12 protein-coding genes are annotated in these 18,206 nt (G+C 56.6%); 4 read left to right on the top strand and 8 right to left on the bottom strand.

Going from position 1 to position 18,206, the window contains the following annotated elements:
* Positions 1-321: 321 nt before the first annotated feature.
* Entirely contained in the window at positions 322-861 is a 540-nt protein-coding gene (locus tag J122_RS14180) for a porin family protein (protein ID WP_061332928.1), read from the bottom strand.
* Between the two features lie 260 nt (positions 862-1,121).
* Here J122_RS14180 and J122_RS14175 point away from each other — a divergent pair, with 260 nt between their 5' ends.
* Positions 1,122-2,540, top strand: coding sequence for a TrkH family potassium uptake protein (locus J122_RS14175; protein ID WP_061332927.1), 1,419 nt, complete (start codon positions 1,122-1,124; stop codon positions 2,538-2,540).
* A gap of 6 nt (positions 2,541-2,546) precedes the next feature.
* Here the strand turns inward: J122_RS14175 and glgP (J122_RS14170) are convergent, their stop codons facing one another.
* The 6 genes from glgP (J122_RS14170) to glgC all read right to left on the bottom strand — a co-directional run bounded on the left by glgP (J122_RS14170) (position 2,547) and on the right by glgC (position 10,805).
* Entirely contained in the window at positions 2,547-5,051 is a 2,505-nt protein-coding gene (gene glgP / locus J122_RS14170) for an alpha-glucan family phosphorylase (protein ID WP_061332926.1), read from the bottom strand.
* 15 nt (positions 5,052-5,066) lie between these two features.
* The gene (locus J122_RS14165) at positions 5,067-5,837 is read right to left on the bottom strand and encodes an SDR family NAD(P)-dependent oxidoreductase (protein ID WP_061332925.1); all 771 of its coding nucleotides are present in this window, start codon (positions 5,835-5,837) and stop codon (positions 5,067-5,069) included.
* A 49-nt stretch (positions 5,838-5,886) separates the two neighbouring features.
* A complete protein-coding gene (locus J122_RS14160) occupies positions 5,887-6,228 on the bottom strand; it encodes a PilZ domain-containing protein (protein WP_061332924.1) in 342 nt (113 codons plus the stop codon).
* Positions 6,229-6,350: 122 nt separating this feature from the next.
* Entirely contained in the window at positions 6,351-7,826 is a 1,476-nt protein-coding gene (gene malQ, locus J122_RS14155; RefSeq protein ID WP_061332923.1) for a 4-alpha-glucanotransferase, read from the bottom strand.
* A complete protein-coding gene (locus tag J122_RS14150; protein ID WP_061332922.1) occupies positions 7,823-9,550 on the bottom strand; it encodes a glycoside hydrolase family 57 protein in 1,728 nt (575 codons plus the stop codon). Before J122_RS14150 ends, malQ begins: the two co-directional genes overlap by 4 nt.
* Positions 9,540-10,805 (bottom strand): glucose-1-phosphate adenylyltransferase, encoded by a 1,266-nt coding sequence (gene glgC, locus J122_RS14145; protein WP_061332921.1) that lies wholly within the window; start codon positions 10,803-10,805, stop codon positions 9,540-9,542. The genes J122_RS14150 and glgC overlap by 11 nt, the downstream gene beginning before the upstream one ends.
* Positions 10,806-11,010: 205 nt before the next feature.
* Between glgC and glgB the strand changes: the two genes are divergently transcribed.
* From glgB to glgP (J122_RS14130), 3 genes are read left to right on the top strand one after another with little or no spacing between them, the layout of a single operon-like run.
* Positions 11,011-12,900 (top strand): 1,4-alpha-glucan branching protein GlgB, encoded by a 1,890-nt coding sequence (gene glgB, locus J122_RS14140; RefSeq protein WP_061332920.1) that lies wholly within the window; start codon positions 11,011-11,013, stop codon positions 12,898-12,900.
* Positions 12,897-14,363, top strand: a complete 1,467-nt coding sequence (glgA, locus tag J122_RS14135; RefSeq protein ID WP_061332919.1) for a glycogen synthase GlgA — start codon at positions 12,897-12,899, stop codon at positions 14,361-14,363. Before glgB ends, glgA begins: the two co-directional genes overlap by 4 nt.
* Before the next feature lie 33 nt (positions 14,364-14,396).
* On the top strand, positions 14,397-16,949 hold the full coding sequence (gene glgP, locus J122_RS14130; protein WP_061332932.1) for an alpha-glucan family phosphorylase: 2,553 nt from the start codon (positions 14,397-14,399) through the stop codon (positions 16,947-16,949).
* A gap of 1 nt (position 16,950) precedes the next feature.
* Here the strand turns inward: glgP (J122_RS14130) and J122_RS14125 are convergent, their stop codons facing one another.
* A complete protein-coding gene (locus tag J122_RS14125) occupies positions 16,951-18,156 on the bottom strand; it encodes a 1-acyl-sn-glycerol-3-phosphate acyltransferase (protein WP_061332918.1) in 1,206 nt (401 codons plus the stop codon).
* Positions 18,157-18,206 lie beyond the last annotated feature (50 nt).

Raw genomic sequence — 18,206 nt, 5'->3', positions numbered from 1 at the left:
CGGCCATGGCTTTGAGTTTTTCTTGATCCACTTGTGTACCCACGATGGTATCCTTTTGAAAAGATTACTCAGTCGTGGGCAGTTACACAATTTGGTTTACAGCCTCGGACGCTTCCATTATGCCAAGACTAATCAGCGGCAATACTAATGCACCCACGATTGCCATCGCCGAAAAGGCCGCTGACATGATCCTTGAGGAGGATCTTTGGGAACAAAATTAGAAGCCATGGTTTCGAGTTAACTTCAGTGGCTAATCCCATTAAAAACCCGCGAGGCATTGTCTGCATCGCGGGTTTATCTAGTTGGCTATTCTCACCAAGCTTAGAAATTCATCTGAACACCAAGACCAATGCCGTCGACCGTCAGGTCGCTGTCATCGTAGTAGCGCATGTACTCGAGGTTCCCCGACAGATTCGGGGCGAACCTGAAGTTAACGCCGGCGCCGTATGAGAAATCAGATTCGTCATCAGATCGAATCCCGGATTCTGCCTCGATGCGAGTGAAACCAACCACGGCATATGGCGTCACTGGGCTCTGGTTCGCCATGTTAATGGTGGCATACCCGCCAAAGAAGTTATCAAGTTTAACCTTTTGGCCAAACACCCGATCATCATCCACACCGAAACCGGCGCGGGCTTCAATGCCCAGGAATTCGTTGGCCATCACACCAACTTTGCCGGACAGCGTTCCAACGTCAGCGCTTGAAACGCCGTCATAATCCAGATCCATAAACGTATAGTTCAACCCGGCATAAAGGCCACCCACACCGCTCTTATACATATCCTGTGCAGATGCCGTCCCAGCCAAAGCGATGCCTGCAGACGCAACCGATGCGAGTAACAGATTCTTTTTTACGTTCATAACCGGTTCTCCTTGTTCCTTATTGGGGAGCTGAGTAACGCTCCTTTTTTACAACTTGCACCACACAGACGATGTTTGCCATAGCCAGGTTCCGAATTTACGTTGCTTTTACAGGGATTTAATTTGGTGTTAATGGCCCGTGCGTCCGCCTGTTTCCTTGCGGAAGCCCGGTACCGCGGGTATCCTGACGCCGTCTCTTTGTCAGCTGGCGCGGGCGCACCTTGAGAAACCTTTACCCTGTCATATTTATTATCAGCGTCATGTTTATACTTCTCAGTGTTTTCATGACCTTACCGGTTGTACTTCTCGCTCTTGCGGGGGAAGAAGTACCAAACGCGGTGGCCTTCGCCGAATCGGCCGGTATCGTATTTGCGCTTGGTGCTGTAGGCGTGTTGTCGATGTACCGGCAACCCAGGGATCTCAAGCCCCGCTACATGTTCGTTCTTACCGTTTCCAGCTGGTTTATCATCGCCCTGCTCTCCTCAATACCCTTCTATCTCAGTGATAACGGCATTTCCGCGGCAGATGCTTTTTTTGAGGGTACCTCCGGCATAACCACAACGGGTGCCACGGTGCTGAGTGGTCTTGATGATATGGATCGGGATCTGCTGCTGTGGCGGTCCATCCTGCAGTGGATCGGCGGCATCGGTATCATCGGTATGTTCGTTGCGGTGCTTCCGTTCCTGCGTGTTGGTGGTATGCGGCTGTTCGCAACAGAATCTTCAGAATGGACAGACAAAGCCTTGCCTCGAATGAAAACACTCAGTCGTGGCCTTCTGTTCGTTTATCTGATCTTCTCGGTGATTGCGGTGGTCACCTACTGGCTGTCAGGCATGAGTCTGTTCGATGCCTTCAACCATGGCCTGACCAGCATTGCCACCGGTGGTTTCTCCACCTCTGATCTTTCGATGGGCAAGTTCAGCGATCTGATCCTGATGGAAGCCACGTTGTTCATGATCATCGGCAGTTTGCCGTTTTTTCTGTTCGTGAGGGAATTGCACGGGCAGCACGGTGTTCTGTTTAAAGACCAGCAGGTCCGACTTTTTCTGACCATCCTTTTCACGGTGCCGGCACTGCTGACACTCTACCGCTGGTGGGTTTCGCCGATTCCGTTTGATCCCATACACAATTACGTGGCGACGTTGTTCAACGTAACGTCTGTGGTGACCACTACCGGCTATGCCTCAGAAGACTACGCCGCCTGGGGGCCGCTGGCCTTTGTGGTGTTCTTCTTTCTGATGTTTGTAGGCGGCTGTTCCGGCTCGACCTCTGGCGGCATGAAGATTTTCCGTTTCCAACTGTCGTTGATCATTCTTCGGGAGCAGCTGATGCGGCTGCTTCACCCGAGGGCGGTCTTTACCAGAAACTACAACGGGCGGGCGGTCAGCGACGAGATTATTTCATCGATGATTGCCTACACGTTCATCTTCCTGCTGTGCCTGCTGATTATCACGGTGCTGCTGGCGTCACTTCAGCTCGATTTCGTGACAGCTCTGTCTGGCGCCCTCACCTCTTTGACCAACGTTGGCCCGGGGCTGGGTGACATCATTGGTCCGTCGGGTAACTTCGCTCCCCTGCCGGATGCCGCCAAGTGGATCCTGTCGGTGGGTATGCTGATGGGCCGGCTGGAAATTCTCAGTGTGGTGATCGTGCTGTCACCCGGGTTCTGGCGCGGCTAACACCGATTAGCGATACCAGAGCACGTGCTGATCCTCTAACGGGATATGAAGCAGCGGGTGGTGTGGGCGTATCCTTGGAGTGTAATGATCCTCCGGTCGGTCTGGTACCGATACTGAAAACAGGTAGCTGTCTTCCGCACCGGGCAGGCTGCGTTCAAACGTCATGGGCTGAACAATGCGCCCACCGTATTCCGAAGCTTCCGCCACCAGCTCGATCATCACCTGTTCTGGGCTTAGTCCGTCGAGGTACACATCCAGGGTAAACACCCGCGTGCCGTCTTTCTGCTCGCTGGTGAGTCTTCCAAAGCGCAATCTTGGCCAATGCTGGGCAATTTGTTGCTGCCATTGGAGCAATTGTCTGGCGGTTTCAGGGTTCCTCTGGTTGCCCTTGGCGATCATCGGCAGGTAGAAGGCATCAACGTATTCCCGAACCATGCGATTGGCGGAATAGCTGGCCGTTAACTGGTCCATGCTTGCCCGCACTCGTTGTAACCATCTTGCCGGCAGGCCCTCGCTGTTGAGCTGGTAGAACTCGGGTATCACTTGTTCCTCCAGCAATGCGAAAAGTTCGTTTGCGTCGGCGTCATCGTGCTGGTCGGAATGACTGAGTTCTTCAAAAGTGGCGCCAGGCCGAATGGCCCAGCCCACGTTCTCGTTCCAGGCTTCTGCCCACCAACCATCGTATTGGGACAGGTTCAGGCCACCATTTACCAGCACTTTCATGCCGCTGGTGCCACAAGCTTCCCACGGGTGCCTCGGGCAATTGAGCCACACATCAACCCCCTGAATGAGCTGGTTGGCCACAGCAAGGTCATAGTCCTCAATGAACACTACCCGGCCCTCGGCCTCGGGGCGCCTGGAAAAATCCTTCCAGCGCTTGATCAACGCCTTGCCTGCGGCATCGTGGGGGTGAGCTTTACCCGCTAAGACGATCTGAAGTGGTCGGTCGCGACAGCATAGTAACGCCAGCAGCCTTTCCGGGTCTTTGAGCAGGAGATCTGGGCGTTTGTAACTGGTAAAACGTCGGGCAAACCCGAGCGTGAGGGTTTCCGGGTCTAACAACAATCCGCACGCGGCCTCGACACTGGAGCCAACCTTGTGCTCGCAGTGTTGGCTTCGCAGGCGTTTGCGGAGATAGCTGATCAGCCGTTTGCGCTGGCTCCTGCGCATTTGCCATAGCTCGTCGTCAGTGATGGACTGCAGCGGGCAGGATTGGGTTAGCGGCCGGCGCCACCGCTCCTGGCCGCAAGCCCTGGTCCACAAAGCATCGGATTCCGGTGAGTCCCAGCTGGGAGTGTGCACGCCGTTGGTCACGAACTCGGCCGGGATGTCGTCAGCAGGCCAGCGCCCAAACCAGGGCTGGAAAATTGCCTGGGTAACCTTGCGGTGGATCTGGCTTACACCGTTAAAGCGGCCGCTCATTCCAAGCGCAACGCCGGCCATGTTCAGATCGCGGCTGCCACCGTTGGCGATTTCAATGAGGTTGTGCAGGCAGTTGTTGTTTTCGGAAAGCCAGGGTGAGAGGTAGAGTTCTGCCAATTCCGGCGCAAATCGATCAAAGCCGGCGGCCACCGAGGTATGGGTGGTAAACAAATTGGTGGCACGGGTTGCCAGTCGGGCCTTTGCAAAATCCGATTGATTGGCCTTCTGCCAGCAATGGGCCCGTTCGATCAGCGCCAGTGCACTGTGTCCCTCGTTGATATGGCATACGGCAGGCTTGCGCTGCAGCAGCTCCAGCAATCGCCAACCACCAATACCCAGTACCATTTCCTGCTGAATGCGTTTTTCGGGGTCACCACTATAGAGTTCACTGGTGATGCCCCGGTCACCGGGTTCATTACGGGGGTCGTTTGCATCCAGCAGCAGTAATTCGCATCGGCCAACCTGGCCTTTCCAGGCCCTCAACCGAACATCCCGTCCCGGGAACGGAACCGTTACCCTTGCCCACTCTCCGCTTGGGTCTCTCACAGGTGCCACCGGCAGCATGGTTGGGTCGTTGTAGGGGTAAAACTCCAGTTGTTCGCCGTCAGCACTCAGGGCCTGGCGAAAATAACCCTGCTGGAACAGCAGGCCGACCGCCATCACCGGCACGCCGAGATCACTGGCGGCTTTGAGGTAATCGCCTGCCAATACGCCAAGGCCACCGCTGTACAACGGCAAAGACTCAGACACACCGTATTCCATACAGAACCAGGCAACGCCCTCACCAAGTTGGCCATCGCAGGTATCGGAATACCAGGTATCCGCCTCGTTCAATGCCTGGAGGTGACTGGTCTGGGCCTGGTATACGTTGAGAAATTCCGGGCTCTCTGCCAGCGCCAGCAGATGTTCAGAGGACACACTATTGAGTACCAGCCATGCGTTTTGTGTCGACTCCCAGACATCTTCATCCAGCAATCGCCATAGCTGATCACTGCCATGATGCCAGCTCCAGCGCAAATCCAGCGCCAGTGGCATAAGCCCCGACAGCTGAGCTGGCAGGGCCCGCATGGTGTAAGCGGCAAGTGTCATGGCCGTGGCTCGGTGTTAGTGCGCTGTATAGCCGCCGTCGATAACCAGTTCGCTGCCAGTGATAAACTTGGACTCATCAGACGCCAGGTAAACGATGCCCCAGGCAATGTCATCAGGCTCCCCCATGTGGCCCAACGGATGCAAAGCCGCAGTCGCCTTTCTGGCTTCTTCCGGGTCCATGCCAGTGGTTTTCAGGTGATTCTCAACCATGGGCGTCCAGATGAATCCCGGGTGAATCGAATTGGCGCGAATGCGGTCTGGTGCGTATATCATCGCGTCGGTCTTGGTCATCAATCTCACCGCGCCTTTCGACGCGTGGTAAGGCGGAACATCTGGAGCGCTTACCAGGCCGTAGATGGATGAAAGATTGATCAAGCTGCCGCTGCCCGCTTTTTTCATGTGCGGTATCGCGTGCTTCGTGCAGAAGAAAACACCTTTTACATTAACCGCCTGGACCCTGTCCCATTCCTCCTCCGTCAGTTCATGGGTCGGTTTGTTGGTGCCGGATATGCCGGCATTGTTAACCAATACGTCGAGCTTACCGAATTTTTCCGCAACGCTATCGATAGCCTCTTTTACCTGGGCCTCGTCTGCCACATCACAATGCCAATAGGCCACTTTGTAACCCTTGGCGGCCAGTTCCGTGGCGAGCGCTTTACCGGCCTGGTCAAGAACATCCAGTATGCCAACCGCTGCGCCCTCTTCCACCATACGTTGAACGGCGGCCTTGCCTATTCCAACGGCTCCGCCAGTCACTGCTGCAACCTTGCCTGCCAATCGTGCCATGTTATCCATTCCTTCTTGCGGCTATTCTGTTGGTGCGGTCTGTGCCGCCCTAAACCCTGAATCCAGTGAGCAAAGATTGGCTTTGAAGCCACTGGACCAACTCTGCAATCACGTCCACCTCGTTATCCGTTCCATCAAACCCCAAACCAAGCCCGCCGGAAGAGCGGCGAATAACGTGCGCGTTCAGCACCCGGTGGCAATCCTGTCCCTGATCCGGAAGCTTGAAGGCCAGCTGAATGGGCTGGTTCAACCGGATGTCGGCGTAATCGGTCGCCACAAACAATCCTCGCCGGGAGGCGTCCTGGATTTGCCCGGTGGCTACGGGCATTCCCCTTTTGTACACCAGTATAGGTAATTCACCCTCAATGCGCTGGCTAAGCCTATGCTCCATGATATCCCCCTGCATTTACTCAACGTAAACTACCCTTCGATAAACACACCCGCTCCTTGTATTTAAAACTGGTCAAGGTTTAACCATCTTGATGCTAGTCAATTAATAACCAATCGTCAGTTTTAACGTCCGTAGAGGTTGACCATAGACCGCAGGGAATCAGACCGCGCCAGTGATTGATAGTTCTCTGGCAACTGCCATATCCAGTTATTGGAAGTTGTGCCAGGTGTGTTGAAGCGGGCACTGGAGTCCAGACCGAGAAGGTCCTGCATGGGAATCATCACAAGCCCCGAGACAGACCCCAGCGCCGCCTGGATAATCTGCCTTGGAATGCTGTCGTCGGTGAGCCGAAGGTACTGGTTTACGTGAGCCCGGGTACGTTCATCCAGGCTCTGGTACCAGCCCAGGGTGGTGTCATTGTCGTGGGTACCGGTGTACACCAGGTCACGCTCTTTATGGTTATGAAGTAAGTGAGGGTTGCTTGCGCTGCCATCAAAACCAAACTGCATGACCGTCATGCCGGGCAAGTTAAACCGCTGCCGAAGTGCCTCGACATCGGCCCCGATGATGCCCAGATTCTCCGCAACCAGCGGCAGTTCCGGGAGTTGCTCAAAACACGCTGACAGGAAGGCATCAGCGGGGCCCGCCACCCAGTGTCCGTTCACCGGGCGGGCATCTGCCGCAGGAATTTCCCAGAACGCCTGCAGGCCTCGAAAGTGATCAATCCTGAGCAGGTCGAACTTTTCCTGCTGGCTGGCCAGCCGATCTATCCACCATCGATAACCATCGGCGGCCATAGCTTGCCAGTCATAGAGTGGATTACCCCAGTGTTGACCATCAGGAGAAAAATAGTCCGGAGGCACGCCGGCGACGACCAGGGGCTGGCCCTGAGCATCCAGCTTGAACATGTCGGGGTGGGCCCAGACATCGGCGCTGTCGTGGGCAACAAAAATGGGGATATCCCCGAACATCAGCACGCCCCGCTCCCGGGCATATCGACGCATTGCCTGCCATTGCAGATGAAAAACAAACTGTTCGAAACAGACCTGTTCAATGGCGTTACCGTGCCGGGCTCGGAATCCTTCAAGAGCCAGTGGTTCCCTGCGCCGCAGTGGCATTGGCCATTCATACCAGGGAATGCCGCCATGGGCATCCCGGATGGCGATGAACAAGGCAAAGTCATCCAGCCACACCTTGTGGTCGGACAGGAACTGTCGCCAGGTATCCTGGTTGGTGGTTACGGGTTGTTGGCCGGTGGTCGCTAAAAAACGCCCGGCTGCGATTTCAAGGGCGCGGCCTCTGGTCTCCCGCGCTAGCTCATCGGTACTGAGCAAGTCCAGATAAACAAGCTCCGACAGGTCAACAAACTCAGGGTTGCCGGCGTGGGCGGATAACGACTGATAAGGGGATAAATCGGAATGGGTAGGTCCTGTTGGCAGGGTTTGCCAAACCGTTATGCCTGCGTCTGCCAAATAGTCGACAAATCGCCGGGCCTGTTGCCCAAGCTTGCCGTCATTTCCTGGCAAGGCAGTTGGATGTAGCAACACACCTGCACGACGACGGGAAAATACCGGCGCGGGAGTCAGTGCTCCACTCATTCCAGCCCCCCGGCCTCATGCCCCGGGCGCATGGCCCCGCCCCGCGCAGGCTCTCCCCCACCCTGGCTGATGGGCTGGAACAGGCGGGCAGGCGCCGGGTAGCCAATGTTGTCGTAGAGGTTGGCCAAATGCCGGCGATAAAGATGTTCAAAATCCCGAACCACCGGAGCCGGGTTGTAGTCACCAAACCACCAGAACCAATCCGACCCCTCACAAAGCCCAAGTTGGTAGCTGGCCTTTTCTTTCTGCTCGGCGGTCAGGCTGCCATTGTCCATAACACGGTCATAGTGTTGTTTGGCCTCGCAAAGAAGGTCCCACGCTCGGTTCTTGTCCGGGTCACCAATCCAGGTTGAGAAAGTGCCGTAAATCCAGCTTCCGGCCACAAGGTGCGGCAGTTTCACGGGATCGCACACCGGCTCGCTCAGCAGGTTCCGATAGGTAGTCAGCCGCAGGGTTTTATGGTTTTTCAGTACCCGATATAGCTCATCCAGAAAGTAGTAGCCGTTCTCCGGGTAGTACTCCCAGGCGTTCTCACCGTCGAGAATCACAGAAATAACCGGGCAATCCCCTGCCTTGCTGTTACTGGCAATATTCTCCATGTGGTGGACCAGGTCGCCAACGGCGTCTTCCGCGTGCCAATCCGCGTAATTGAAGCCAATCAGGTCCGACAAACCGTCATCGCGGAAAAACACGGTTACCGGTTGTTCTCCGAACAGGAAAGGACGGTGAATAGGAGGCTCCTTGTTCAGCGCCCCCTGTTCTTTAGCCAGGCGAAAGCTGTTGTGACCAACGGAATCGCCGCTCGCGGTCCATTGAAAGCCGTGTTCACTGAGCAATGCCAAGGCACTCTGGCTTAGGCCACCTTCAGACGCCCAGCAGCCTGCGGCCTGCTCACCAAAAAATCGCTGAAATACCTGCTGCCCCATACGAATGTGCCAGTCTGCCCGGTCCTTGCCGCCGGGATAGGTCGAATGCTCGGGCATACGAATATCCGGCATGGCCTCCCTGGCGGAACCGAAATCCAGTAACAGCGGTACGATAGGGTGAGCCCAGGGGCTCATGGCTAACTCTGCCTGGCCAGTTTGCGAAAGGTGGCGGTACCTGGGTCCAAGCCCTGCCATCAGCTCTTCGATGACGTCTAATAACGCTCTCCGGTCTTCCATGGTGAACTGATGGCTCTTCTCCTGCAGGGTCTGGATCACCGGGTGAGTACGGCGCACGGTTTCTCCCATCCACCCCAGGTGGTACCAAACCAGCAGGTCCACCAGTAGTTGCGGTGAGATGTAACGCTGGATATCCTGGCGGGTGCGATAGAAGCGGGCCAGTTCCGACAGCCGTTTATAGGGCGCAAACCGCTTGATGATCCGGTTTTCGTTTGCTCTCAGGCATTTTTCCATCAGTTCCAGAAAACCAGGAGAGCCGGGCTCGGGCAAGGAGTCAGCCACCAGTGCTGCCAGCACCGGGTCGCTCACTGCCGTACCGCTTTGTCGCCAGCGCTCAATTTGAACCAGATAGTCTTCTATCTGTTCCAGCAGCACCGGAGCAAAATTCACCACGGCCTTGGCCTCTGGATGGGCCTCCAGGTGCGCGGCCATATCAACATAATCCTTGATGCAATGCAGATAGACCCAGGGGAACAGAAATTCGCCGGTGTGCTGGTCCTGATACACGGGCTGGTGCATATGCCAGCAAAGCACAACGGGTGTGCGATGGTCAGAGTCCATGGGGGTAATCCTGCCCGAGCATCTCGGGTGTGATCAGAACAACGCCTTTGGGCGAAACATGGAAACGGTTTTCGTCTGCTTTTTTGTCAAACCCAATGCGGGTGCCATCCGGGATTCTGCATCCTCGATCAATGACAGCTTTGCGAATGTGGCAATGGCGGCCGATATCTACATCCGGAAAAATGACAGCGTCCTCAACCGTGGTGAACGAATGCACACGCACCTGTGAAAACAGCAATGAGTGGCGAATTCGGGCCCCGGACACTATGCAGCCTCCGGCCACCATGGAATCAACGGCGGTTCCCCGGCGGTCCTCATCGTCAAATATGAACTTGGCCGGCGGTAGCTGCTCCTGATAGGTCCAGATCGGCCAGTGGGCATCGTACAGGTTGAGTTCGGGGCTCACGTCTATCAGCTCAAGGTTCGCTTGCCAGAGTGAATCGATAGTCCCTACGTCACGCCAATAGGCCGGCTTTTTATTGACAGGATCCCTGAACGGAAAGGCACACACATTAAGACGCCGTATGACCGACGGGATGATGTCTTTTCCGAAATCATGTGAAGAGTCGTTGTTAAGCTGATGATCTCTCAGTAATTCATCAAAAAGGATCCGGGTGCTGAATACGTAGATGCCCATGGACGCGAGGGCTTTCTCCGGTTGTCCAGGCATGGCCTTCGGCACCGCAGGCTTTTCCTCAAACTCGATAATCCGTAGTTCATCGTCCACCGACATCACACCGAAGGCGGTGGCGTCTTCAATCGGCACTTCAATACAGCCAACGGTAATGTCTGCCTCATTCTCCACATGAGCGGCCAGCATGGTGCCATAGTCCATTTTGTAAACATGGTCGCCGGCCAGGATCAGCACGTACTCGGGTTCATGGCTGCGAATAATGTCGAGATTCTGCAATACCGCATCCGCAGTGCCCTCATACCAGGAGGTTTCAATGCGCTGTTGGGCGGGAAGCAATTCCACAAACTCATCAAGCTCACCACGCATGAATCCCCAGCCCCGCTGTATATGGCGAATCAGGGAATGAGACTTGTACTGAGTAATCACTCCGACCTGGGCGATGCCGGAGTTGATGCAATTGGATAACGGGAAATCAATAATCCTGAACTTTCCGCCGAAGGGCACGGCTGGCTTGGCGCGCCACTTGGTGAGATCATGGAGTCGGGAACCGCGCCCCCCGGCAAGAACCAGAGCGAGAGTTTGCCGTGTAAGACGGCTGACGAAGCGCTTTGCAGTATGCATGACACCTTCCCTGAAAACCTTGGTGGCCTTCCTTCCCTGTTTGAGCAGATGAAGGGAGAGTCGACATCAATTTGACACTGATACTAATATTAGAACACTAGCAGAAGATTATGACGTAATATTGTCTTGGGTCATTTTTTGTACAGGCCCAACGGCGTTCAATAACGGTCATTGTCCTGCCATCCTGATCGGGAATCGAAGGTCTATGGAAAGCCCTGCCTTGAGCGAGTTCGATCTCCACCTGTTTGCCGAAGGTCGCCATTGGCACATTTACAATGTGCTGGGTGCCCACCCTCTCAGGGTCAGCGGGAAAGAAGGCGTGCGTTTTGCCGTCTGGGCACCCAACGCCCGCTCAGTCAGTGTGATTGGAGATTTCAACGGCTGGAAATCGGCCCAGCACGTGATGCGGGCGAACGAGAGCTCGGGAGTCTGGTCGCTGTTTATACCGGGTGTCCGGCCCGGGGCCATATACAAGTTTGCGATCAGCACGGCTCACGGTGAGATCATCAAAACTGACCCTTATGGTCAGGCTTTTGAGCATCGACCCTCCAATGCCGCCGTGGTCACCGAGCGAGGCCGATACCCCTGGGGCGATGGTGACTGGCTGGACAAACGAAGCCGTTTTGATTGGCAGCATCGCCCAATCTGTATCTACGAAGTACACCCCGGCTCTTGGCAACACCATGGCTCTGGCCGTTGGCTGACCTATCGCGAGCTGGCCGACCAGCTCGTCCCCTACGTTCTGGAAACCGGTTTCACCCATATCGAGTTGCTACCGATTACCGAGCACCCACTGGATGAGTCGTGGGGTTACCAGACCACAGGCTACTATGCGCCCACCAGCCGCTACGGGAGCCCGGATGATCTGCGTTACCTTATCGACCAATGTCATCAGAACAACATCGGGGTGATACTGGACTGGGTGCCGGGGCATTTTCCCGATGATGATTACGCCCTCGCCCGCTTCGATGGCACCGCACTTTACGAACATGAAGACCCACGCCGTGGTAGGCACCAGGATTGGGGTACCCTGATCTACAATTATGGCCGCCATGAGGTCCGTAATTTCCTGATTGGGAGCGCGCTGTTCTGGCTCGACGCCTATCATCTGGATGGATTACGGGTGGATGCCGTGGCCTCCATGCTGTACCTGAACTATTCCCGCGACGACGGTGAATGGCTGCCGAATGACTACGGTGGACATGAGAATCTTGAAGCCATCGAGTTCCTGAAAGACCTCAACCGGGTATGCCAGAGCCGCTTTCCGGGCATCCTGATGATGGCGGAAGAATCCACCTCCTGGCCCCGGGTAACCCGGCCGCCGGAAATTGGCGGGCTGGGTTTCAACCTGAAGTGGAACATGGGCTGGATGCACGACACCCTGCGTTACTTCCAGCAAGATCCGGTGTACCGGCAGTATCACCATGAAAAACTCACGTTCGGCCTTCTTTATGCGTTCTCCGAGAACTTCCTGCTGCCGTTGTCCCATGATGAGGTGGTACACGGCAAGTCCAGCCTGATCCAGAAAATGCCGGGTGATGAATGGCAACAACGGGCCTCATTACGCCTTTTATTCAGTTACATGTACACCTATCCCGGCGCCAAGTTACTGTTTATGGGCGGTGAGTTTGGCCAGCGCCGTGAATGGAGCGAAAAGCGGGAGCTGGACTGGCACCTGCTTGAACACGACGCGCATCGGGGCATACAAACGCTGGTCAGGGATCTGAACGGTTTGTATCGCCGTGAGCCCGCCCTCCACGGCCGGAACTTCACCGGTGCGGGGTTTGAGTGGATTGATTGCCACGACTCGCCGCAATCGGTGATCAGTTATGTGCGCAAAGGTGGGCAGCAGCAGGAAGTTCTTGTTGTTATCGTCAACTTTACGCCCATCCCGCGCCAACATTATCGAATCGGGGTGCCCATTGGCGGGGCCTGGCAGGAAATCTTCAATTCCGACTCCACTTATTATGGCGGCAGCAACCTGGGCAACCCTCTCCCATTAATCGCCGATGACCAGCCGTGGATGGCACGGCCATCCTCTCTGGAGGTAACCCTGCCTCCCCTGGCGCTCATCATTCTGAGGTCAGCACCATGACCCGCATCCTGTTTGCCACAAGCGAGGTCTACCCGCTGGTGAAAACCGGAGGCCTGGCGGATGTTTCCGCAAGTCTGCCCGAGGCCTTGTGCAAGCTTGGTTATGATTGCCAGATACTGTTACCCGGTTATCCCGCTGCCCTGGAAGCGGCCCGAGGGGCAGGTTCGCGCCGCAAAACCCGTTTCCGTTATGGCCAGTATGACGTTGCCCTGTGGCAGACACGTTTACCCGGAACGGCCGTCAGTCTCTGGCTGGTGGACTGCCCGGCGCTGTTTGATCGCCCCGGCGACAGCCCCTACCAGAACGATGATGGTGAAGACTGGTGGGATAATGCTCACCGTTTTCATCTTTTTGGCCGAATCGGTGCCATGATGGCACTGGGGCAGCTTGGGTTGTCCTGGCAACCCGACATTGTGCATTGCAACGATTGGCAGGCAGGGCTGATCCCGGTGTTCCTGGAGAGCGCCCAACACCCGCCCAAGAGCGTGTTTACCATTCATAACCTGGCTTATCAGGGGCTTTTCAGCCACGAAACCTTTCGGGCCCTGAGCCTGCCGGACTTTCTCTGGCGCATGGAGCTGCTTGAATTCCACGGCCAGCTGTCCTTTATCAAAGGCGGCCTGGTGTTCAGTGACGCCATCACCACGGTCAGCCCCGGCTACGCCGAGGAAATCCAGACACCTTGGTTTGGCTACGGACTGGATGGCCTGCTGCGCCATCGTTCCCGCCACCTGCACGGCATTCTCAATGGCATTGACACCCGCGCCTGGGACCCGGAACAGGACCGATGGTTAGACTTCCATTACGGCCCCGGCCACCTGAAAAACAAGGAACAGTGCAAGGCGCGCCTGGCACAGGAGCTCAAGCTTGAGGCCAGTGGTGCTCCTCTGTTTGGTTTTGTGGGTCGCCTGGTGGAACAAAAAGGCCTTGACTGGCTATTGGCCGTCACGGTGCCCCTGCTGGAGCGCGGCTGCCAGTTTGCCATCCTGGGGTCGGGCCAAAGCCACTACCAGGTGCGGCTGCAGGAACTGGCACGGGCATGGCCCGGGCAGCTGTCATTGACCCTGGGCTACAACGAGGGCCTGGCGCACCGCATTACCGCCGGTGCAGACCTGTTTCTCATGCCATCGCGCTTCGAGCCCTGCGGGCTGAACCAGATGTATAGCCTTCGCTATGGCACCGTGCCGGTCGTCCACGGCGTCGGTGGCCTGAACGACACCGTATTCGACCCGTCAGAAGTCACTGCCGACCAAGCCAATGGTTTCGTGTTCCGGGAACCCACACCCGATGCGCTATTCCAGGCGGTCGAGCGTGCCCTGCAAACCCTTGGCACCAGGAAGACATGGCGGCGACTGCAGGAAAACGGAATGAGCGCAGATTATTCCTGGAAACAGCGCGCCAGGGATTACGCAACGCTTTATCAGAACCTGTTGACCGGCAATGGCCGGATACACGATGACTGAGACAGTGCCAGTGGCCGCAAGGAGGTCATGATCATGCACAAGGCAACGGAGTTCCGGCTGGAAGCCCGCCCCCATATTCCGGAGGCTATTGAAGGGCTTGAGGTTCTGGCTAACGATTTGTTCTATAGCTGGGATCATGGGGTACGAAGCCTCTTCGCCCGCATCGATCTTCGATTGTGGCAAAAGGTTGAGCACAACCCGAAACTGTTCCTGCGCCGGGTGTCCCAGACCCGGCTGAATGAGGCATCAGAAGATCGCGCCTTCATGGCGGAATACCGCCGGGTACTGTCCAGTTACGATGCCTACCTTGAATCCGGGCCCGGGGCCGGTGTTCTGGAGGCACTCGACCCAAAGACTAGCCTGGTGGCCTACTTCTGTGCAGAGTTTGGCTTCCATGAAAGCTTTCCCATCTATTCCGGCGGCCTTGGCATTCTGGCCGGCGATCACTGCAAGGCCGCCAGCGATCTGGGCCTGCCGTTCGTGGCCGTTGGGTTGCTGTATCAGCAGGGCTATTTCATCCAGACCATTGACGCCCTGGGTCAACAAATCGCGCGCTATCAGAGCCATTCCAGTGATGAATTGCCCATTACCCCGGTGGAACGAGACGGAAAACAGCTGACGGTGTCCGTGCCCTTCCCTGGCCGCGATGTCTACGCCAAAGTCTGGATGGCACGGGTCGGGCATATTCGCCTGTACCTGCTGGATTCCAACACGCCGGAAAACAACGCAGACGACCAGGCGCTGACGCTACAGCTTTACGGTGGCGACTTCAGCACACGCGTAAGTCAGGAGATGCTGCTCGGGATCGGTGGCGTGCGGGTGCTATCTGAACTCGGGATCAAGCCGACAACCTGGCACATCAACGAAGGCCACGCCGCGTTCCAGATTCTTGAACGGTGCCGCATGGCCATGGCGGAAGGTCTGCCATTCAGTGCGGCGTTGGAAGCCGTTGCAGGTTCAACCCTGTTCACCACCCACACACCCGTACCCGCTGGCCACGACATTTTCCCGCGGGATCTGGTCGCCCATCATCTTGGGGCCTATGTAGAGGATTCAGGGCTGGACTTTGCCGAAGTGTTTGCGCTGGGCTCAAAAAATGGCGACGACAGCTTCAACATGACCAGTCTGGGGTTGCGTGGCTCCCGCTTTCATAATGGCGTCAGCCGAATTCACGGTGGGGTGGCTTCGCACATGGAGGGAGATATCTGGCCCCAGGTGCCAGCCAGGGACAACCCGATCCAGTACATCACCAATGGCGTGCATGTACCAACATTCCTGGCACCGGAGTGGGCGAGTCTGTTCGACATGCACGCCCCAACCTGGAAGAGCGAGTTGCTGAACCCGGACTTCTGGCACTTCATCGACAAGATTCCGGACTATCACTACTGGAGCGTTCACAAGGCGCTTAAACAACAGATGGCCGAATACACCGTGCGTCGGCTCAAGCGCCAGCACAAACGAAACGGCACCGGGCATTCGGTAACCGAGCGCATGGCCCGGCAGCTGGCCTCGCCTGAAAAAGACGCCCTGGTTATCGGCTTTGCCAGGCGCTTCGCCACCTACAAACGGGCCACCCTGATCTTCTCCGACCTGGCCAGGCTGGAACGACTGCTGACCAATCCAGATCACCCCGTGGTGCTGGTGTTCGCGGGCAAGGCCCATCCCCAGGACCAACCCGGCCAGCAACTGATCAAGGTCATCCATGGATTATCCATGCAGCCCTCCCTGATGGGCCACATCATCCTGCTCGAAAACTATGACCAAGCCATGGCCCGACGACTGCTCAGCGGCGTGGATGTCTGGTTGAACACGCCCGAGTACCCGAAAGAGGCCAGCGGTACGTCCGGAGAAAAAGCAGCGCTTAATGGTGCCCTCAACCTCAGTGTTCTGGACGGCTGGTGGGGAGAGGGTTATGACAAAACCAACGGCTGGGCGATTACCCCAAGGGATACCGGGCTGGACCCGGAGTTTCGCAATCGGGAAGAGGCCAGGGACCTGCTCGATCTGCTGGAACAGGACATCATCCCGCTCTACTACAACCGTGCGTCACAGGGCTACTCCAAGGGTTGGGTAACCCGCTCAAAAGCCTCCATGAAGACCATTACGCCGAGATTCAACGCCCAGCGCATGGTAATGGACTACGTTCGCAACTATTACCAGCCCGCCACAGCGCAAGGTAAACGCCTGACTGCCGATGGCTTTAACCTGGCCACCGAGCTGGCAGAGTGGAAGGCACGAGTCAGGGCCGCCTGGGATGGTGTGTCGATTCACGTTCGGGGTTGCGTGGACGACCAGTGTGCCTGGGATGAATCCGTGGAACTGAGCATTGGCGTTAGCCTGAATGGCCTGGCTCCCAGCGATGTTCGGGTTGAATGTCTGGTGACGCCGGAATGTGCGGGTACTCACGCAGAACCCGGGCCAGATCGGTTTTTTCTGGAACCGGATGGCGAAAAAGATGGACAGACCCTGTTCAAAACCCAGGTGCAACCGCCCTACCCTGGGCTGCAAACGCTCCGAGTGCGAATGTACCCATACCATGACGCACTCACCCATCCACTGGAGATGGGCGCCATGCTCTGGGCCTGACTTACTCAGCCGGCGACAGAACCGCCTCGCCGATGTTGTTTGCGGCGAGGGCGTTCACCACCGGGTTGGCGTACACGTCGAGCAGATACGGGCGAATGGCCGCATCGCAGGCCTCCAGCCGCCGCTCCATTTCTGCCTTGGCGGCTTCCAGGTCTGCCGGTGACCAGGTTTCCGCCGTCACAACACTCTCGCTCACGCTGCCCGGTGTCTCGTGAGCTTCCGGGTGAACACCCCGCATCTGGTAAGCCACCAGGTTGGAGGCATGCAAGTGATAATTGGCATGCATTTCATGATCAATCCGCGACGCCAGGGCCTTCGGGTTATCTTCCGCATCGGCGATCGGCGCGCCGAAATGCACATGAACGTGCCCCTTGTATCCGGTCAGGCCTCTCATGATCTGATTTGTATCTTCGCCTTCTGCTTTCTGGTAATTGCCCGTTCTGGCCCTTACCTCCAGTTCCCGGGCTTTGTCCGCATCGCAGGGGTCGTATTCATAGGCGATGGAAACCGGCACGATGTGCAGCCGGTTCATGGCCTCGTCAAACTCCAGCCCGGATTTCTTTCGGCTCATGTAGAACATCTTGATGATGGCTGGGTCTGTCACATCAATGCCGTCTTTGGCGCGGCCTTCGCGCTGGGCAATCCAGATGCTGTGGTTGGTATCAATGCTGTGATTGATGAAGCCGGAGAGGGTCAGGTAGGCATCCCGCATTTCCCGGGGGCTGGTCATGTTGCGGCGCACCACGAAACTCTTGTTCAGCCGCATCATCTCCGCGAATACCCGGTTTGCCAGCAGGTTGTCCCCGATGGCAATACGGGTGGTGTGAAAGCCGTTCTGGAACAGCAGATAGTTCACCACCATCGGGTCAAACACAATATCCCGATGGTTGGAGATAAACAGGTGCGCAGAGTTCTTGCTCAGATTTTCCAGGCCGCTATGAGTCACCCTGGACGTGGTACTTTCAACCAGGTCGCCAACGTAGCCGGACAAGCCGGCCTGCAAGTCATCCACCCGATGGTAGTGGCCGAAATTCCGAACCAGCCAGCGCTTCACAAACATTCTCAGCAGGGCCGGCGCCCACTTGGCCGCAACCGGTGATTTGAACCGGCCAACCATGTCCAGGAAATCCGGGTCGTTAACCAGGCGTTGAATCGCGGGGGCGGTTTCTTCATCCGAATAAGGTCGGATCGCGTCAAATTCCTGCATGCATGCCCTGTTGTTTTTCGAAATGGTTAATCACAGTCTCTGAAGGGGCG

It is taken from the genome of Marinobacter excellens LAMA 842 (assembly GCF_001574445.1).
Taxonomy (GTDB): Bacteria; Pseudomonadota; Gammaproteobacteria; order Pseudomonadales; family Oleiphilaceae; genus Marinobacter; species Marinobacter shengliensis.
Note: the sequence above shows the minus strand (reverse complement) of the source record. Positions and strands in the feature narration are given on the sequence as shown.